Annotated in this window: 18 protein-coding genes; 9 read left to right on the plus strand and 9 right to left on the minus strand. The window is 58.1% G+C overall.

Going from position 1 to position 14,596, the window contains the following annotated elements; translation table 11 throughout:
- Positions 1 to 500: 500 nt before the first annotated feature.
- The 8 genes from KVH01_RS12565 to KVH01_RS12600 all read left to right on the plus strand — a co-directional run bounded on the left by KVH01_RS12565 (position 501) and on the right by KVH01_RS12600 (position 7,327).
- Entirely contained in the window at positions 501 to 677 is a 177-nt protein-coding gene (locus KVH01_RS12565) for a hypothetical protein (RefSeq protein WP_156382953.1), read from the plus strand.
- A gap of 77 nt (positions 678 to 754) precedes the next feature.
- Positions 755 to 1,972 carry a YcaO-like family protein gene (locus KVH01_RS12570; RefSeq protein ID WP_217881673.1) on the plus strand — a complete coding sequence of 406 codons (1,218 nt, stop codon included), beginning with the start codon at positions 755 to 757 and terminating at the stop codon, positions 1,970 to 1,972.
- Positions 1,953 to 2,654 (plus strand): TfuA-like protein, encoded by a 702-nt coding sequence (locus KVH01_RS12575; protein ID WP_052721990.1) that lies wholly within the window; start codon positions 1,953 to 1,955, stop codon positions 2,652 to 2,654. Before KVH01_RS12570 ends, KVH01_RS12575 begins: the two co-directional genes overlap by 20 nt.
- A complete protein-coding gene (locus KVH01_RS12580) occupies positions 2,629 to 3,399 on the plus strand; it encodes a hypothetical protein (RefSeq protein ID WP_152973744.1) in 771 nt (256 codons plus the stop codon). The genes KVH01_RS12575 and KVH01_RS12580 overlap by 26 nt, the downstream gene beginning before the upstream one ends.
- Before the next feature lie 3 nt (positions 3,400 to 3,402).
- A complete protein-coding gene (locus KVH01_RS12585; protein WP_217881674.1) occupies positions 3,403 to 3,675 on the plus strand; it encodes a MoaD/ThiS family protein in 273 nt (90 codons plus the stop codon).
- A gap of 1 nt (position 3,676) precedes the next feature.
- On the plus strand, positions 3,677 to 4,801 hold the full coding sequence (gene moeB, locus KVH01_RS12590; protein WP_217881675.1) for a HesA/MoeB/ThiF family protein: 1,125 nt from the start codon (positions 3,677 to 3,679) through the stop codon (positions 4,799 to 4,801).
- Positions 4,802 to 4,931: 130 nt separating this feature from the next.
- Complete coding sequence (locus KVH01_RS12595) at positions 4,932 to 6,152, plus strand: MFS transporter (protein ID WP_264083608.1); 1,221 nt, start codon at positions 4,932 to 4,934, stop codon at positions 6,150 to 6,152.
- Positions 6,153 to 6,193: 41 nt separating this feature from the next.
- On the plus strand, positions 6,194 to 7,327 hold the full coding sequence (locus KVH01_RS12600) for a spermidine synthase (RefSeq protein ID WP_217881677.1): 1,134 nt from the start codon (positions 6,194 to 6,196) through the stop codon (positions 7,325 to 7,327).
- Between the two features lie 77 nt (positions 7,328 to 7,404).
- Here the strand turns inward: KVH01_RS12600 and KVH01_RS12605 are convergent, their stop codons facing one another.
- The 4 genes from KVH01_RS12605 to KVH01_RS12620 form a co-directional block, all read right to left on the minus strand.
- Complete coding sequence (locus KVH01_RS12605; protein WP_003172956.1) at positions 7,405 to 7,596, minus strand: PLDc N-terminal domain-containing protein; 192 nt, start codon at positions 7,594 to 7,596, stop codon at positions 7,405 to 7,407.
- Positions 7,597 to 7,664: 68 nt separating this feature from the next.
- Positions 7,665 to 8,195, minus strand: coding sequence for a hypothetical protein (locus KVH01_RS12610; protein ID WP_217881678.1), 531 nt, complete (start codon positions 8,193 to 8,195; stop codon positions 7,665 to 7,667).
- 42 nt (positions 8,196 to 8,237) lie between these two features.
- Positions 8,238 to 8,753 (minus strand): ankyrin repeat domain-containing protein, encoded by a 516-nt coding sequence (locus tag KVH01_RS12615; protein ID WP_217881679.1) that lies wholly within the window; start codon positions 8,751 to 8,753, stop codon positions 8,238 to 8,240.
- 106 nt (positions 8,754 to 8,859) lie between these two features.
- Positions 8,860 to 10,686 carry a long-chain-acyl-CoA synthetase gene (locus KVH01_RS12620; protein WP_217881680.1) on the minus strand — a complete coding sequence of 609 codons (1,827 nt, stop codon included), beginning with the start codon at positions 10,684 to 10,686 and terminating at the stop codon, positions 8,860 to 8,862.
- Positions 10,687 to 11,088: 402 nt separating this feature from the next.
- On the opposite strand from KVH01_RS12620, the gene KVH01_RS12625 reads away from it, so the two are divergent.
- Complete coding sequence (locus KVH01_RS12625) at positions 11,089 to 11,367, plus strand: DUF3509 domain-containing protein (protein WP_003172952.1); 279 nt, start codon at positions 11,089 to 11,091, stop codon at positions 11,365 to 11,367.
- A 109-nt stretch (positions 11,368 to 11,476) separates the two neighbouring features.
- Here KVH01_RS12625 and KVH01_RS12630 read toward each other — a convergent pair whose 3' ends face one another.
- The 5 genes from KVH01_RS12630 to KVH01_RS12650 form a co-directional block, all read right to left on the minus strand.
- Positions 11,477 to 12,775: an FAD-dependent oxidoreductase gene (locus KVH01_RS12630; protein WP_217881681.1), complete on the minus strand. Its 1,299-nt coding sequence runs from the start codon at positions 12,773 to 12,775 to the stop codon at positions 11,477 to 11,479.
- The gene (locus tag KVH01_RS12635) at positions 12,772 to 13,347 is read right to left on the minus strand and encodes a c-type cytochrome (RefSeq protein ID WP_043047628.1); all 576 of its coding nucleotides are present in this window, start codon (positions 13,345 to 13,347) and stop codon (positions 12,772 to 12,774) included. The genes KVH01_RS12630 and KVH01_RS12635 overlap by 4 nt, the downstream gene beginning before the upstream one ends.
- A gap of 67 nt (positions 13,348 to 13,414) precedes the next feature.
- Complete coding sequence (locus KVH01_RS12640; protein WP_043047629.1) at positions 13,415 to 13,750, minus strand: hypothetical protein; 336 nt, start codon at positions 13,748 to 13,750, stop codon at positions 13,415 to 13,417.
- 215 nt (positions 13,751 to 13,965) lie between these two features.
- A complete protein-coding gene (locus KVH01_RS12645) occupies positions 13,966 to 14,208 on the minus strand; it encodes a hypothetical protein (protein ID WP_217881682.1) in 243 nt (80 codons plus the stop codon).
- A gap of 1 nt (position 14,209) precedes the next feature.
- Positions 14,210 to 14,581: a hypothetical protein gene (locus KVH01_RS12650; protein ID WP_217881683.1), complete on the minus strand. Its 372-nt coding sequence runs from the start codon at positions 14,579 to 14,581 to the stop codon at positions 14,210 to 14,212.
- Between the last annotated feature and the right edge of the window lie 15 nt (positions 14,582 to 14,596).

The following is a 14,596-nucleotide window of genomic DNA, read 5'->3' on the forward strand; positions in this document are numbered from 1 at the left end:
ATGGAATGTGAAAATTCTGTGCAGCGAATATCTCGATACACAAAATACGAATGGCCCGGCCATTCTTCGGCCACGCAGCTGAAAAAAATTATCGGTACGGGTGGGGCATCGCAGACGCCATTGTTACGCCATCACTTTTGCGTGGTGTGCCCACCCATTGCACCGGTAATTTTGCCGAAGGCAGTCGTCCCCATTATGGGGGTCATGAAACCGACTGGACACGCACCCAATCACCGAAGCCAAGTCATACATCAAACTACGCATCGCTGTTGCGCGCGACGGCGCAAACCTGCTGCTGCATTAGACTTCGGCACATTTTGCATGAAATGCAGACGCGCAGATCAGCCCATATTTTCAATTAACTATTCAGCCCTTTCATCGCAAAAAGGCAGAATTGAAAATAATTGTATTGTCTTGACACCCGCTCCCCCGCCTGCAAGTTTCATAGCCGTTGCGCAACACACATCCTTAAACGCAATGCTATGGATAGGAAAAACAAAATGGACGCTCTCGTTAACAATGCAACTTTTGAACTGGAACTGGATTCGGAAACAGCGGAGAAGTTTTCCGTCATTCTGAACGATGAAAGCCTGATGCATGCTGGCTTTGTCGCACACCAGTCGAACAACAACGTGTTGACGCTGGCCCTGGCTGAAGAAGTGAAAATCGCAGCCTGAAAAAACGGGAGGGAAGTCATTCCCTCCCGTTTCCAGTGTGTGCTTGTTTAACTTTCATCACGCCAAGGTAACAACTTATGCAAAGGCTTAGTTCGAGCCTTCGTCGTCGCAGTGCCGAAGAAACATTATCCATCATCACCAACGACCTTGCCCCACGCCTGGGCATTACCCGAGTAACCGACACAACCTGGCTGGACCGTATCGGTATTCCAGTGTTTGCCAGTATTCGACCCGATGCCCTCAAGGGCTCGCTGTGCGTCAATGCAGGCAAAGGCCTCAGGCCAGCCGAAGCCAAGATAGGCGCGTACATGGAGGCTATCGAATTCAGCCTTGCGCAATACAATACGGCCCAACTGACACTGGTGGAGAGCACTCCTCGGCAACTCATCGACAGCCATGAGGGCCGCATAGCGTTCAATCAGTTCTGCATGCTGTATGGCTTCTCTGCCAATGCCGACGCGCTCATCATGGCCATCGAAGTCGAAGACGTATTGCGCGAGAAAAAGGTCCTTGCACCCGCCGAACTGGTGTTCATTCCCTACCCCGAGAACCCAGGGCAACAACTCTTTGGGGAAAGCTCCAGTGGCCTGGCCTCCGGCAATGACTTGGTGGAAGCCTCGGTGCATGCGATGTGCGAACTGATGGAGCGCGATGTCCAGGCCTTCAATCACCTGCATGACCGTTCCTGCCTCGTCCATCTGGACCAGTACAGCGCAGAGATCGCTGCCCTGATCAGCAAGGTCAATGACGCCGGCCTGAGCCTGTCGGTCCGCTACACCGAGAACTGCTTTGGACTGGCCTACTTCCAGGCGTTCATCATGGAAGAGTCCCCCCAGGCCCCCATCTCTGTGGCGACTGGCTCAGGGCTGCATCCGATCAAGGAAATCGCCCTGATCCGGGCAATCTGCGAAGCGGCCCAAAGCCGTCTGAGTCACATCCACGGTGGCCGGGACGACATCATTGAGCGGGTCAAATACTTCGAAAAGAAAGGCCGCTCCGTGGAGCTTGAAGCGATCTCACGCTTGCGTAACGTGGCGACCTCCCGTGAACAGATGATCGATTACTCCGCCATCGACTGCCAGGAAGCCGCGATCCCCACCATCGAAGCGGCCTGGACGTTGCTTATCGAGCGGTTGCAGGCCATCGGCCTGAGTAGCGTGCTGAGGGTCGTGCTTAGCAAGGCCACGGACGACATCACGGTGGTCAGAATCATGATTCCGGGGCTTGAAACCTTTGAACCCGGGTTGAAAAGGGTCGGTCCGAGGTTACTTACGTATGTCAAACAAAGCGCTTGAACCCTGCACGCTATTTGCGGGCCCTTCCCTGCAAGGCATCGACAGCCGACTGCTGTGCAGTGACGACCTGGTGGTATGCCCGCCTGTCAAACGCGGCGACATAGAACGCCTGGTCGCGCAATCGCCGCCTTCGGACCTTGCGATTGTCGATGGGGTGTTCCATGCACACCCTGCAGTCGGGCATGCCGAGATCCTGACGGCGCTGAACGCTGGTTGGCGCATTTGGGGCCTGTCTTCCATGGGGGCCATTCGCGCCTGTGAAATGGACAGGTTGGGAATGACCGGCTTTGGCGAAGTCTATCGGCAATTCGCCAGCGACCCGGACATGTCCGACGACGAAGTGACATTGGTGCACCAGGCACAAGCGCCTTACCTTTCTCTCAGCGAGCCGCTTATCCATATCCGGCAGTTTTTGAAGCACTGGACGGCGGAGCAAATCATCACGCCAGCCCACGCACAGCAAACCCTGCACTACCTGAAAAACATGTGGTACGGACATCGCACGCTCAGTTGTCTGAAAGACGCCTTGATGGCACTGCCTGTTGCGGAACCCACCATAGACAGTGCCCTGGCCAACTTTTCGGCCTACAGAATAAAAAGTCTGGACTTGATCGATTTTCTCAAACTGAAACCATGGACGAAGACGGTAAAACAGAATGTCGCCATCAGAGATACTGTGTGAAATAAACGGCTTGCCGTTTGTAAATCCACACTTCAACAGCACCAAACTTCTAACCCTCGTCGCCGTTGTACGCAGGAATATTGCGGGCAGCGAGTTACCGTTAGCCACTTATCTGCAACCTGATTTTGCCACCGACCTGTATCACCAGCACGTCGAAGGCGCGCCTGAGTTTCCACCCCATCAAGCGCTGGGTAACGCCGAGCAGTTCATGCTGGCCGAAGCCAGGAGCAACCTTAAAGCCTTGCTGCCGCACTGGAGCAAACTGTTCGATCTACCAGTGAATATCTATAAGTTGCTGACGCACCAGGTCAGCCTGACCAATCCGGTGCTGCCGCAGCAGATGTTCCTGGGTGAAGACGCGTTCACCAGCATCACCGATCTTGAGGAACTGCTCGTGCATGAACTGTCGCATATCTGGTGCAGCATGATCGCCGAGATTTACGACTTCCAGCTCAAGGACAGCGCGAACGACTACGTGCTGCCATCGGGCACCGGCGGCAAGAACCCTCGGGGTGTCCTGCTGGCTTGCCTGTTTGCGGTCAGCGCCGTGAACTATCACCAGCGCCTGGTGGCGAGCGGCTCCGGGCGGGCGCGCCCCGAACGGCTGGATTTTCTGCACCAGTATTTCCTGCAGAGCCTGGCCACGCTCCAGGCATCTGCCGAATTGTCTGAAATCGGCAAGCTGATCACCTCCAGGCTGGATACATTCTCCAGTGAACTGACCACTGACAACGCTCAAGGATGACCCATGGCAGTCGTACACTTTCCCCGGCAGTTCATGCCGTACACCGACCAACATAAAACCCACGAGGCCGAGGGTTTGTGTGTCAATGATGTACTGGGCAACCTGACCGCGCGGTTTCCCGCGTTGATTGGCCCGGTGTTCTCCGAGGACCTTCATCCCCTGCCGTTCGTGGGCTTGTTCGTCAACGGCATGCCGGTAATGAGTGCGCAAGACCGCGGCCGCGCCCTGGACAGTAATGCGCAGTTGATTCTGATCAACGCCGTTGCAGGTGGCTGACATGCAGTGCGACCTGAAGACGGACACCTCCCGTTATGCCCGCCAGATAATCCTCAGTGAAGTCGGTGCCCTGGGCCAGCAACGTCTCAAAGACAGCAAGGTACTGGTGGTCGGCGCCGGCGGGCTCGGCTGCCCGGTGCTCTTGTACCTGGCGGGCGCCGGGGTCGGCACGCTCGGCATCATTGATAACGACATCGTCGACCTGAGCAACCTGCATCGACAGATTCTCTATGGGGTGGCCGATGTCGGCGAACTGAAAGTGTCGGCCGCCAAGCGGCGCGTCAACCAGTTGAACCCGGATATCGTCGTCGATACCTTTGCCACCACGCTGAACCCGGACAATGTGCTGTCGCTGCTGGCGAGCTACGACATCATCGTCGACGCCACGGATAACTTCGACACCAAATACCTCATCAGCGATGCCTGTGTCGCCGGTGAGAAACCGATGGTCTATGCCTCGATCAGCCAGTTCGAAGGCCAGGTGTCGGTATTTAATCACTACCACCACGCCACCCAGGAGCGGGGGCCGTGCTTTCGCGATCTGTTCGAAACCCCACCGCCTCCACACTTGACGCAAAACTGTGCGCAAGCCGGCGTGCTGGGTGTCATACCTGGCCTGCTCGGTTGCTTTCAAGCCAACGAAGTGCTCAAGCTCATCCTCCAGACAGGTGAGCCATTGAGCGGCAAATTGTTGTCCATCGACTGCCTGGACAACACCTTTCACCTGTTGAGCGTCCATAAAAACCGAAACCGCCTTCCCGCCCCCACCCTGGGGGCTTCCACCACGCCTGCATGGCGTGACAGTGACTGGCTGTCGCCCGACAAATTACATGATTGGCTCGAGTCACAAGCACCCTTACAACTGGTCGACGTACGCGACAGCCATGAACACCTGCACGCTTCGCTGGGAGGCCGCTTGATTCCGCTCAAAGACATACTTGATCGCCGGCAAGAACTGGATACCACCCGGCGTATCGTCTTCTATTGCAAATCCGGGGTCAGGAGCAAGGCAGCCTTGCTGGCGGTTCGCAGCATCCACCCGCACGCGGAACTCTTTAGCCTTGAAGGTGGCATCGAACGCTACCTGACGACTTATCCTGACAACGCCACGCTGGTCGCACCGTGAACGCCGCTGATTGCGCAGTTACCCTCTCCGTATCAAAGGTCCCTCAATGAGCGCAAATTCTTCAGGCATCACCTGGGGTTTTCCCGGCATCGACCGACGTCTGCTGAAAGTGCAATTCAGCTTTTTGCTGATGGTGCTGGGAGGCCGCTGCAATCAACTGGCGGTGGCCTGGTGGGCGTTGCAGGAAACCGGATCTGCACTTTATTTTGCCAATATGATTGCCTGCTCCATCGCAGCCGAGGTATTAGCCAAACCCCTGCTGGGGTGGCTGGGGGACAAGTACAACAAGATCCTGATCATCAAGCTGGCTTCCTGGCTCAGCTTGCTGACTGCCTTGTTGATGGTGGTACTGTCTGCCACGGGGTCTTTCAATCCCTGGACGGTGGGCGCGCTGATGATGATCAGCAGCGCGATCGTCGGCGTGCGTGATCCGCTCCAGGCGTCGATCATTCCTTTATTTGCGGATGACGATAAAGTCTCCCTGGCCTTTCGCACCAAAAGCGTGATGTCGTCCTTTTCGATCCTGCTGGGGCCCGTCATGGCCAGTGGGTTGATCTATGGGTTCGGGATCACATTTGCGTTTGCCGCCGATTTTGTTGCGATTCTCTTCGCCGGGGCGCTGATAGCGACCATACCTAACCCCGTCGGTGCCACCAGCCACAGCGACAATGCCCCCGCCACCAGCGGCTGGCGCATGATCTACTCCGGCTTCAAGGTGGTGTATGGCGTGAAGGTCGAGTTTTACCTGGCCATTGTCGCGATGCTGATCAATTTTGCCTTGTTTCCCTTTTTCACCATCCTGCTGCCACTCTACGTAAAAGACGTCATCCACTATCCGGTCACTTACATCGGTCTTCTGGACTCATGTTTCGGACTGGGGATTCTGGCAGGCAGCTACAAAATCATCGGCTGGTTATCTGATCGCCTCCCCCGCGACCTGTGTGTATCCGCAGGCTTTGCGTTACTGGGGTTAAACCTGGTGGTGGTCGGCACCGTGTCTTCGTCGTTGCTGGTGCCAGCGGCCTTTTTCTGCGGGGGCGTCGGCCTGATGCTGATCAACATCCCCACCTCGGCCGTGAGATTACTGGCAACCCCCAAGCTCCATCGCAACCGGATCTTTGCCACGGTGGCGTTTCTCTCTGCCGCAGCCAGCCCCTTGGGCAGTTTCGCGATGACCGGCCTGATCGCCCATCTGGGCGTCGCGCTGACCATCACCCTGCTGGGCCTCATGGTGCTGCTATTGTCGTTGCTGGTGTTTCTGGTACCCGACTTCAAAACGTTCATGCGCACCCAGGACACACAACTGAGCGATGCCTACCTGGACAAATACCCGGCAGCGTTCGCGCGCTGACGCGTCTCGTCATCACCCACCACTTGCAAATGGAGTTGCCTTTGACCACGTCAGACCTCAAGGACCGGCCTGAACCCGCTTGCCATGAACAGATCTTCTGCGGCCAATATTATGACGACATGGGGTGCATCGGCTTCCTGGGCGACCCGTCGAAATCGGACATCTCGGTGTTGATGCTGGGGCTTTCGGATGGCGTGGCGCTGGCGCCGATTGCAGCCAGTACCCGGGTGACCCGCCTGTTGGCCGTCGACCTGGACGAGACCGCCACCGTGCGAAGCCTGGAAAACCGCAACCGACTGGCAGCGCCTCTGCGCTTTGACAGTGTGGTCGACGATGCCGCGCACTTCCTGGGCGCGACCTCCGAGCGGTTCGATGTGATCATCGTCGATCTCTACACCGAGGAGGGTTACGCCCCGATCGTGTTTGATCAGGGGTTTCACCAACGGCTCAAAAGCCGCCTGAACCCTCGCGGTCATGTGGTATTCAACGGTTTTGGCGTGCCCATGAACCTGGAGCCGTTCATAGGTTTTACCCCGCAGGCCTGGCTGGCTAAGCGTCTGAATGACAGCTGGGGCGACATTCACCACCTGCCCCACCGGCGCAATGCGACGTTCATCATCGGCCCACCGCCCTCCACCACTGCAGCCGTGGGGTCGTTGTGTGTCAGTGACCGGCTGTTCATGGACCTCATGGGCCTTCGCCTGCGCTACCTGACGCCTACGGTTATCCAAGACACGCCGGATGTACCACCAGCACTGGACTTCGCAGGGATTGATCAGGAGGTGCATAAACGTTGGGTGAGTGCGTTACCGGCCTTGTCCGCACTGCTTGTGCCGCCGTTGATGCTGGGCAAACCCGGCGATCTGCTTGAGCTGCTGGATCACCCGCAAGCTTGCCTGGCACTGCAGGAGCGCCTGCTGAAAGACCCCTCATCACTGCGCACCACCCTGGCCTTGCTGATCGCAGGTGAGGTCAACTTCTCTGATCGTGATATGTCATGGTTGCCGGACTGGGTCGTCGCGACCCTGGACAATAGCGTCGAAGCACGCCCTCGAGACTGGCTGGAGGGGCTGCTTCCTTACGCCTATGGCGTTATTACCCACAGGACCCGCGGGGATGCGAACAAGGTGGATGGCTTCCGCAGAGCGCTGGCTCGATTGTCACAAGCAGCGTGACCCAGCTACGCGGCTGCGCCTGCGGTGCATCAGACGCACCGTAGACCCAGCCGCGCTGCACCGCCTTTACGGCGGCTTCAGATCCGCACGTTACCGCGTGGCCCGGCAATCGCCCAGATGATCAGGCCCAGTACCGGCAACAACAGGATCAACAAAATCCACAGCACCTTGGCGCCCGTGCTCGCGCCGCTTTTGAACACGTTGATGATCGCCCAGATATCCAGCGCGAGGATGATCAGGCCAATCAGGCCATTAAAAGTGGAACCCATGGTGTCGCTCCTAAGTGAGGGCATGCCCTTGTAGGATAGCCAGGCCTGGCGGGGGTTCCGTTTTATTTTCAGACGTGTACGGCAATCTTCAAGGCTTCCAGGGACGGCTCGGCCTTGATGCCGACTTCGGCGCACAGTTCCAGCACCCGTGGCAGGTCGTTGCCAAATACCAGTACCGCCTGGATCTCGTCGTCCAGCAACTGGCTGAAATTCATCAGCACATAACCGCCGTCTTCAGGGCTCAGGGCACTCATCTGGATCTGGATACGGTTCAGCGCAGTCAGGTCTTCGGTTTTGGCCAATTGCTTGGGCTTGAGGTTGAACGCCACGCCCGGGCCGAACGACGCGACGATCTGGGCGAACAGGTCGACATAGGTATCGGCCTGGAACAACACCGTGTCCGGCAGGCTGCCGACCACTACCCACTCCCCCAGCGGAATAGGGAAAGTGTCGTCGTAGTTGATATCCGGGTTGGCCACCAGGAACGCCGCCGGGTCCGCGTAGGCCTGGGCCGCTTCATCGGCGATACGCGCTACCTCGTCGTCGCCCATGACGCCGGCGCTGATTTTGCTGATGAGTTCGACGAGGGCGGTTTTCATGGGCGATCCTATTGGCGGGGCGGGTTTTCGAGGGCGCGTAGCCTACACCAGTTTCTGCAACTGCGCCGCCGTATCCACCGCGCCCATGGTCTGTGCCGCCGCCAGCGCAGTGGCACCCTGTGCATCGGTGGCCTTGGGGTTTGCGCCCTTACTGAGCAGGTAATCCACCATTTCAACGCGGTTGAACATCGCCGCCATCATCAAGGCCGTACGCCCGTCCGACGACGCCGCCTCAACCGGCGTGCCGCCGTCGATCAGCGCCCGCACCACCGGCAGGTTGCCTTTGAACGCCGCGCCGGCAATCGGCAACTGGTTCTTGTCATTGGCGATCAAGGGGTCGGCCTTGAACTCCAGCAATACTTTTACCGCCTCGGGGTGGCCGTGGTAGGCCGCGAGCATCAATAAGGTGTCGCCATTGTGATTACGGAAGTTGGCTGGCAAGCCCTTGGCCAACAACGCCGCGAGCATGGCGGCGTCGCCACGGCGGGCCACGTCGAAGACCTGCTCGGCAAATTCGGCAGCTTCTTCTTCGGTCATTTGTTTGGGCTGGTCTGACATGGGGGCTCCTTGCTGAGACGGCTTATGTAACTGAATAAGGCGCTCAGTGTCGCGAGGGAGTTCCCCCGTGTCATGGCTTTTTTGTCAAAAGCCGTCATAGCCAGAATCAATAACGAAAGTGTCCGCCCTGAATCTGTACCAGCAATTGCCCAGTGACGGGTACGTAACTGTCCGTGCCCGGCAACCAGGCGTAGACCGGATCATTGCCGGCCTTGTCCGGGTCGAATGCTTCCTCCCTAAGCTTCACTTTCTGGTACTTGAAGGTGCCGGTGGTTTCCATCTTCACCTTGATCCGCAGGAACAACGGCACCGCGTAATGCGGTAACTGGCCGCGGACGAATTGCAACAATTGGCGCATGTCCAGGGCGGCCAGGGATTCGCTGGGGGTGATGGCGACCATGCCCGCACGGCCGTTGGTGTTTTCGATCTCGACACCGTAGGCCACCACCTCGGCGATCTGCGGGTGTTGCAGCAGGACGTTTTCCACTTCGGTGGTCGAGACGTTTTCGCCCTTCCAGCGATAGGTGTCGCCCAGGCGATCGACAAATTGCGCGTGGCCAAAGCCAATGCTACGCACCAGGTCGCCGGTATTGAAATAGCGGTCGCCCTTTTCGAATACGTCGGTCAGCACTACCTTGCGGTTCTTTTCGGGGTCGGTATAGCCATCGAAAGGCGATTTCTCATCGATTCGCGCCAGCAACAGGCCCTGGCCGCCGGTGGCGACCTTGTGCATGAACCCGTCACTGCCGCGCAGCGGCTCACCCGTGTCGTGGGCGTAGTCCACCAGCGCCCAATGCTGCAGGCAAAAGCCGATGGTGTTGTCGAAATTCAGCACATTGGTGAAGCCGATATTACCGTCACTGGCGGCATACAGTTCGCAGATATGTTCGACCCCATAACGCTGCTTGAACGTTGCCCACACACCGGGGCGCAGGCCATTGCCGACCATCTTGGTCACGCGGTTATCGCGATCCTGCTCGCTGGGTGGCTGGTCGAGCAAGTAGCGGCACAACTCGCCGACGTAGCCAAGGGTGGTCGCGTTGAACCTGCGCGCATCGTCCCAGAACTGGCTGGCACTGAACTTGCGCCGGATGGCGAAGCCGGACGCGCCAATAATCGCCGAACCCCAGCACACACACAGGCCGGTGGCGTGGTACAGCGGCAAGGTGCAATAGAGGACGTCCTGCGGGCCCATGTCCAGTGCGATGCTGCCGAAGCTTACGGCGGTCTTGGTCCAGCGCCCGTGTTTCATGATGCCGGCCTTGGGCAAGCCGGTAGTGCCGGACGTGTAGATATAGAAGCAGGGGTCGTTGAAGACAACCTGTGCGGAGCTCACCGGGTTGTCTGCCGGGCTGTCGGCGCTGGCGGCCATCAGGTCGATGTAGCCTGCGGGTGTCGCACTGCCGGGTTGTTCCGCGACGAACCAGGTTCGTTCGGCCGGGATCCCGATCTGGTCGCGCACTGCCGCATAGGCGCTCAACAGCTCCGCGCCTACCACGATGGCTGCCGGGCTGACCAACGTCAGGCTGTGCTCCAGCGGCGCCAGGGTTTGCGAGGTGTTGAGCATGGCGCAGATGCCCCCCAGCTTGGCCACGGCCAACACGCTCAACAGCAACTCGGGACGGTTCTCGATAAACAGCGCCACCACGTCACCCTTGCGAATGCCTTGGGCCTGCAGGTAGTGGGCGATGCGATTGGCATGCTGATTGGCGTCGCGATAGCTGATCGCGCTGTCAGCGTACAGCAAGGCATCGCCGTCAGGATTGCGCACGGCGGCTTGCTCGAAATGCCAGCCCAAGCCGCAAGGTTGCCTGGGGTCAGTGACATTGGCAGCGCGCATGCCGCGCACCACTCGCGGCAGCGCTCGAACGATAGCAGGCACCTTGCGCAGCATCATGCTCCAGGTGATGAGGTCGTTTTGCAGATGGCTCATGGCGTCCCTTTTCTTATTCTTGGTCTGGTCCAGAAACATCGACGGCCCCATGGGAATTCGCCGAATGGCTCGCAGGAAAATACGTCAGCCATTCTTTGGCTGTACACGCAGGATTTGAAAAGTTTTGTATCCCAGGCAACGGTGACCATTGGTGATGGAATTTTCTGGGAAAAATCGTGGTCAATAGTGTGAAGGGCAAACGGCACAGCGTGAAAATTGCTCGACCCGATAGCGCAAAATGCAGGATGCACGATGGGCCTTCATGCAAAATGCACGAAAATGAAAACTGCGAAAATTTATAACTAGCTGATTTATAACGTTTTTTTAAGACAGACAATACTGGCACAATCACTGCACCTATCACTCCATGCTTGCCAACTTGAGCCAACGGAGCTGATAGACATGAGCCTGATCCAAGATAAATTCGCTTCAGTATTCTCCAACTACGACGTCACCACCCAACCACGTCCAGACGGCGGCATCCTGTTGACCCTGCGCAACAGCGAAGGTAAGCAGGTCAAGCGTTCGATCTCTTACCAGCAGCTGCACACCGCTGATCAACTGACCTGGGTAATCAGCGCCATTCGCCGCGACCTGGCCGAACAAGCCAGTGAGCTGCCACAGATTTCGATGCTGCAAAGCCAGAACCGCTTTGCGCTGCCGACTTACCATTCGGCTTAAGCGGCAGGGTCGAGTCCTGAATAGGTTTACGCCTGGTTCACCCCAACGCCCGATGCATTTATCGGGCGTTTTTTATGCGGTCACGCAGCCCTCTTAGTGTTCCCCCAGTCTAGCCAAATGCCTCTTTGACCAAGCTGTCGAACATGCTGTAGGCCGACAGCGCTTCACGACGGTAATCCTCATCGCTGGCGTCCAGAGGGGTGACACGCAACGTCTGGATCTCAATGATATTGCGGCTCGCGTCGTGCTCGTAGTGCAGCAGCACCGAGATTCCGTAATTGTCCCCACACAGGCTGTAGCAGACATTCATATACTGCGGCTTTAGCAGCGCCAGGCCGTGCATCTGGCTATGGATGGCCAAGGCACAGACCCTGGCTTGGCACGTTGCGGCGAAGGCCGACTTGGGCAGCTTCTCAGCATAGGCCGCGTCGCCGATCACATGCACGTCCGGCACTAGCAGGGATTCCAGGGTCTGGGTGTTGACCGGACACCAGCCATGTTCGGCGGCGAGGCCGTTGTACTGTGAAAAATCATCAGCCCGCTGGGGCGCGATGATGTTGATCACCTGGCCGCTGACCGCACCCCCCTCTGTCAGCAACTGCCCTTTAGCTTCATCGAAACCTTGCACAGTGCCGCCCTGCAAGGCTCCGATCCACTGGATGTTGGCCTGCTCGCTTCCATAGCCATAGAAACGTTTCCAGGCCTGCTCGAATTGCGCCTGCTTGGCGAACCGCGGCTTGGCATCCAGGATGATTACCCGCGAATCGGGTTTGTGGGTCTTGAGATAATCGGCAATCAGGCTGGCCCGCTCATACGGCCCGGGCGGGCAGCGGTAATCATCCACTGGGACTGAGATCAGCACGTTGCCGCCGTTGGGCATGGCCTCCAATTGCTGCCGAAGCAGGCGCAGTTGCTGGCCGCCGCCCCAGGCATGAGGAACACGACTGGCCACCGCCTCGTTGTAACCGGCGCTGCTGTCGTACTTGTAGCCAATGCCAGTCGCCACTACGCAGCGGTCATAGCTGAGTACCGAACCGTCGGCGAGATTGACCTGCTTGCGCTTGGCGTCGATTGAGCGCGCCTTTTGATGGACCACCTCGATGCCCTCGGCGTGTAATTGCTCGTAACCAAAAACCAGGGTTTCTTCTTCCCGCTTACCCACCAGGTACTCCACCCCCAGCGGACAGCAGTGATACTGCCGACTGGGCTCAACCAGAGTGATGCTGGTGCTGGTATCCAGGCGCCTGAGAGTACGAGCGAAAGTCGCGCCGGCAAAACCACCGCCGATCACCACCACGGCATAAGAGCGAGCCGCCACGGGCACCGCTGGTCTGGCCAAGGCCTGGATTGAGGAAGCACCGATACCGGTGGCCAGCCACTTGAGCAGCAGCCTGCGTTGTGAGTTCATCGACATAGAGCCTTCTGCGCGCAACCCTGCAGGTACCCCAGAAGCTGCTGCAACTCCTCGCCTTTGAGGGCGGATATCGCACTGGCCATTTCTTCTGGCATCGTTCGGTGACCTGTGGCCATATCCTTCAGCACTCCTTGCAAATACTGCGAATTCTGTCCTTTCACATACGGCGTATCCGCCTGCTTTTCATGGCAGCTGGAACAGTGTTGCGCGTATAGCCGCTCACCCTGTTCGTGTGCCTTGGGCACGGCCGACCCCAGCGATTTTCTCGGCAGGCTGCTGTAATACTTGGCGAACTGCCTGAGCGTCTGGTCATCGTACCCTTCCATCGCGCGGTTCATGATGGTGCCCTTGAGAGTGCCGTCGCGATAAGCCGCCAGGGTCTTGTACAGGTAGGCCTCGGACTGGCCGGCCAGCGAAGGAATCGCACCCGGCGCGCGCTGCCCCTCAAAACCGTGGCAATTGATACAACCGTTGCTCAACATGAAGGGCTCGCCAGGGCCGCCGGCTTGCAGATTGGGAACCGCAAGAACTAGGCCGATCAACAGCGATCCGATAACCATGCGCATAGCCTGGACTCTTTATGTGTGCTTTGTATCGGACGCTGCACCTGCGGCGGCCGAGTCGTTCCATCGATTACTCAGTGAGTACATTGCTCATGTACACCTTGGTGTGACGCAGGTACTCCTTGGGAATGTGGTAACCCCCGTAGGCTTTCACATGGGCATCGATGTAGCCGCTCATGGCCTCGCGCGAAGCAAATATCTGCTTGGCGCGCTCGAAGGTCGCCGGATCGCGGTAGATCATCAGGTGGATCAGCGGCTCGCCCGGTTCGGTGGGGATCAGATTGACCACCTTGACTCCTTCCTTCGATTTGCCAGCATAAATCTTCATGTACGCTGCCTGAGAGGTGACGAAGGTATTCAGGAACGCCTCTTCCTGGCCCTTGGGCGGCTCGAAAATGATGGTCATGGCCCTGCTGGTGGAGGTCGCAACCGAGGCTGGGATTGAGGGGGCCTGAAGCTGAGCCCATGTTTGGCTACCAAAAAACAACAAAAGACTGATTAGGCCAAGACGCGCTGTAAGGTTGTTCATCGCTATCACCGTTATCGTTACTAATGGCTTGTTTTTATGTTGAGCCAGGCACGTCCGGCGAGCAGGCCCGGATGGTGGACTTGAGGCTTTTGCTATTTGTGCAACACGACTGAAATCATTCGTCCATCCAACTCCGCCGGGGGGCTGCCAGTATCCCTGGGCGCAACCTGCACCGAGCTGATGTCCACCCGGCGATAGTGCTCGAACATCACGCGTTGGTACTCCAGCGGCAGCAAGGGCCAGATGCAAAACAGGGCCAGGCGCCCGCCCTCGCCGAGCAGCGACTGCGCGGCGAACTTGAGAAACCTGAGGTTTTCATCGTCAACCGTTGCCATGTCATCGGCGAACGGATCGAAGAAGATTGCCGAATAACGCTGGGGCCCCGATGTCGAGCTGCTGCCAGTAGCCGGGGTGCAACTGAATGTTCGTGCGCGTGCCCTTCCAGCGCTCGGCTTGGACCAGCACCTGTGGGTGGGGCTCGACAATGGTATGGGACGCCGGGCTGAACTCTTGCAGGATACTGGCCGAGATGCCCATGCCGAAGCCGATCTCCAGCAGCCTGTCATCAGGCTTGAGCTTGAGGTCCTCGACCATCCTGCGGATCAGTGGCCTCTCCCATTCATGCATGACGTACTCGTCGCCAATGCGCAGCGAGTCTGCGGTGTAAACCGCCTCTGTCGCCAGATAGTCCTTACGTTGCGGGTCCATGAACACTCCTTTTCT

The sequence above is a fragment of the Pseudomonas khavaziana genome (assembly GCF_019145205.1).
GTDB lineage: Bacteria > Pseudomonadota > Gammaproteobacteria > Pseudomonadales > Pseudomonadaceae > Aquipseudomonas > Aquipseudomonas khavaziana.

Coding starts and splice junctions, on each gene's coding strand:
- KVH01_RS12630 (WP_217881681.1), bottom strand. CDS start 12,775: ATGAACTCACAACGCAGGCTGCTGCTCAAGTGGCTGGCCACCGGTATC.
- KVH01_RS12650 (WP_217881683.1), bottom strand. CDS start 14,581: ATGGACCCGCAACGTAAGGACTATCTGGCGACAGAGGCGGTTTACACC.
- KVH01_RS12610 (WP_217881678.1), bottom strand. CDS start 8,195: ATGAAAACCGCCCTCGTCGAACTCATCAGCAAAATCAGCGCCGGCGTC.
- KVH01_RS12595 (WP_264083608.1), top strand. CDS start 4,932: ATGGTGCTGGGAGGCCGCTGCAATCAACTGGCGGTGGCCTGGTGGGCG.
- KVH01_RS12620 (WP_217881680.1), bottom strand. CDS start 10,686: ATGAGCCATCTGCAAAACGACCTCATCACCTGGAGCATGATGCTGCGC.
- KVH01_RS12645 (WP_217881682.1), bottom strand. CDS start 14,208: ATGGCAACGGTTGACGATGAAAACCTCAGGTTTCTCAAGTTCGCCGCG.
- KVH01_RS12575 (WP_052721990.1), top strand. CDS start 1,953: ATGTCAAACAAAGCGCTTGAACCCTGCACGCTATTTGCGGGCCCTTCC.
- KVH01_RS12605 (WP_003172956.1), bottom strand. CDS start 7,596: ATGGGTTCCACTTTTAATGGCCTGATTGGCCTGATCATCCTCGCGCTG.
- KVH01_RS12570 (WP_217881673.1), top strand. CDS start 755: ATGCAAAGGCTTAGTTCGAGCCTTCGTCGTCGCAGTGCCGAAGAAACA.
- KVH01_RS12640 (WP_043047629.1), bottom strand. CDS start 13,750: ATGACCATCATTTTCGAGCCGCCCAAGGGCCAGGAAGAGGCGTTCCTG.
- KVH01_RS12615 (WP_217881679.1), bottom strand. CDS start 8,753: ATGTCAGACCAGCCCAAACAAATGACCGAAGAAGAAGCTGCCGAATTT.
- moeB (WP_217881675.1), top strand. CDS start 3,677: ATGCAGTGCGACCTGAAGACGGACACCTCCCGTTATGCCCGCCAGATA.
- KVH01_RS12580 (WP_152973744.1), top strand. CDS start 2,629: ATGTCGCCATCAGAGATACTGTGTGAAATAAACGGCTTGCCGTTTGTA.
- KVH01_RS12565 (WP_156382953.1), top strand. CDS start 501: ATGGACGCTCTCGTTAACAATGCAACTTTTGAACTGGAACTGGATTCG.
- KVH01_RS12625 (WP_003172952.1), top strand. CDS start 11,089: ATGAGCCTGATCCAAGATAAATTCGCTTCAGTATTCTCCAACTACGAC.
- KVH01_RS12635 (WP_043047628.1), bottom strand. CDS start 13,347: ATGCGCATGGTTATCGGATCGCTGTTGATCGGCCTAGTTCTTGCGGTT.
- KVH01_RS12585 (WP_217881674.1), top strand. CDS start 3,403: ATGGCAGTCGTACACTTTCCCCGGCAGTTCATGCCGTACACCGACCAA.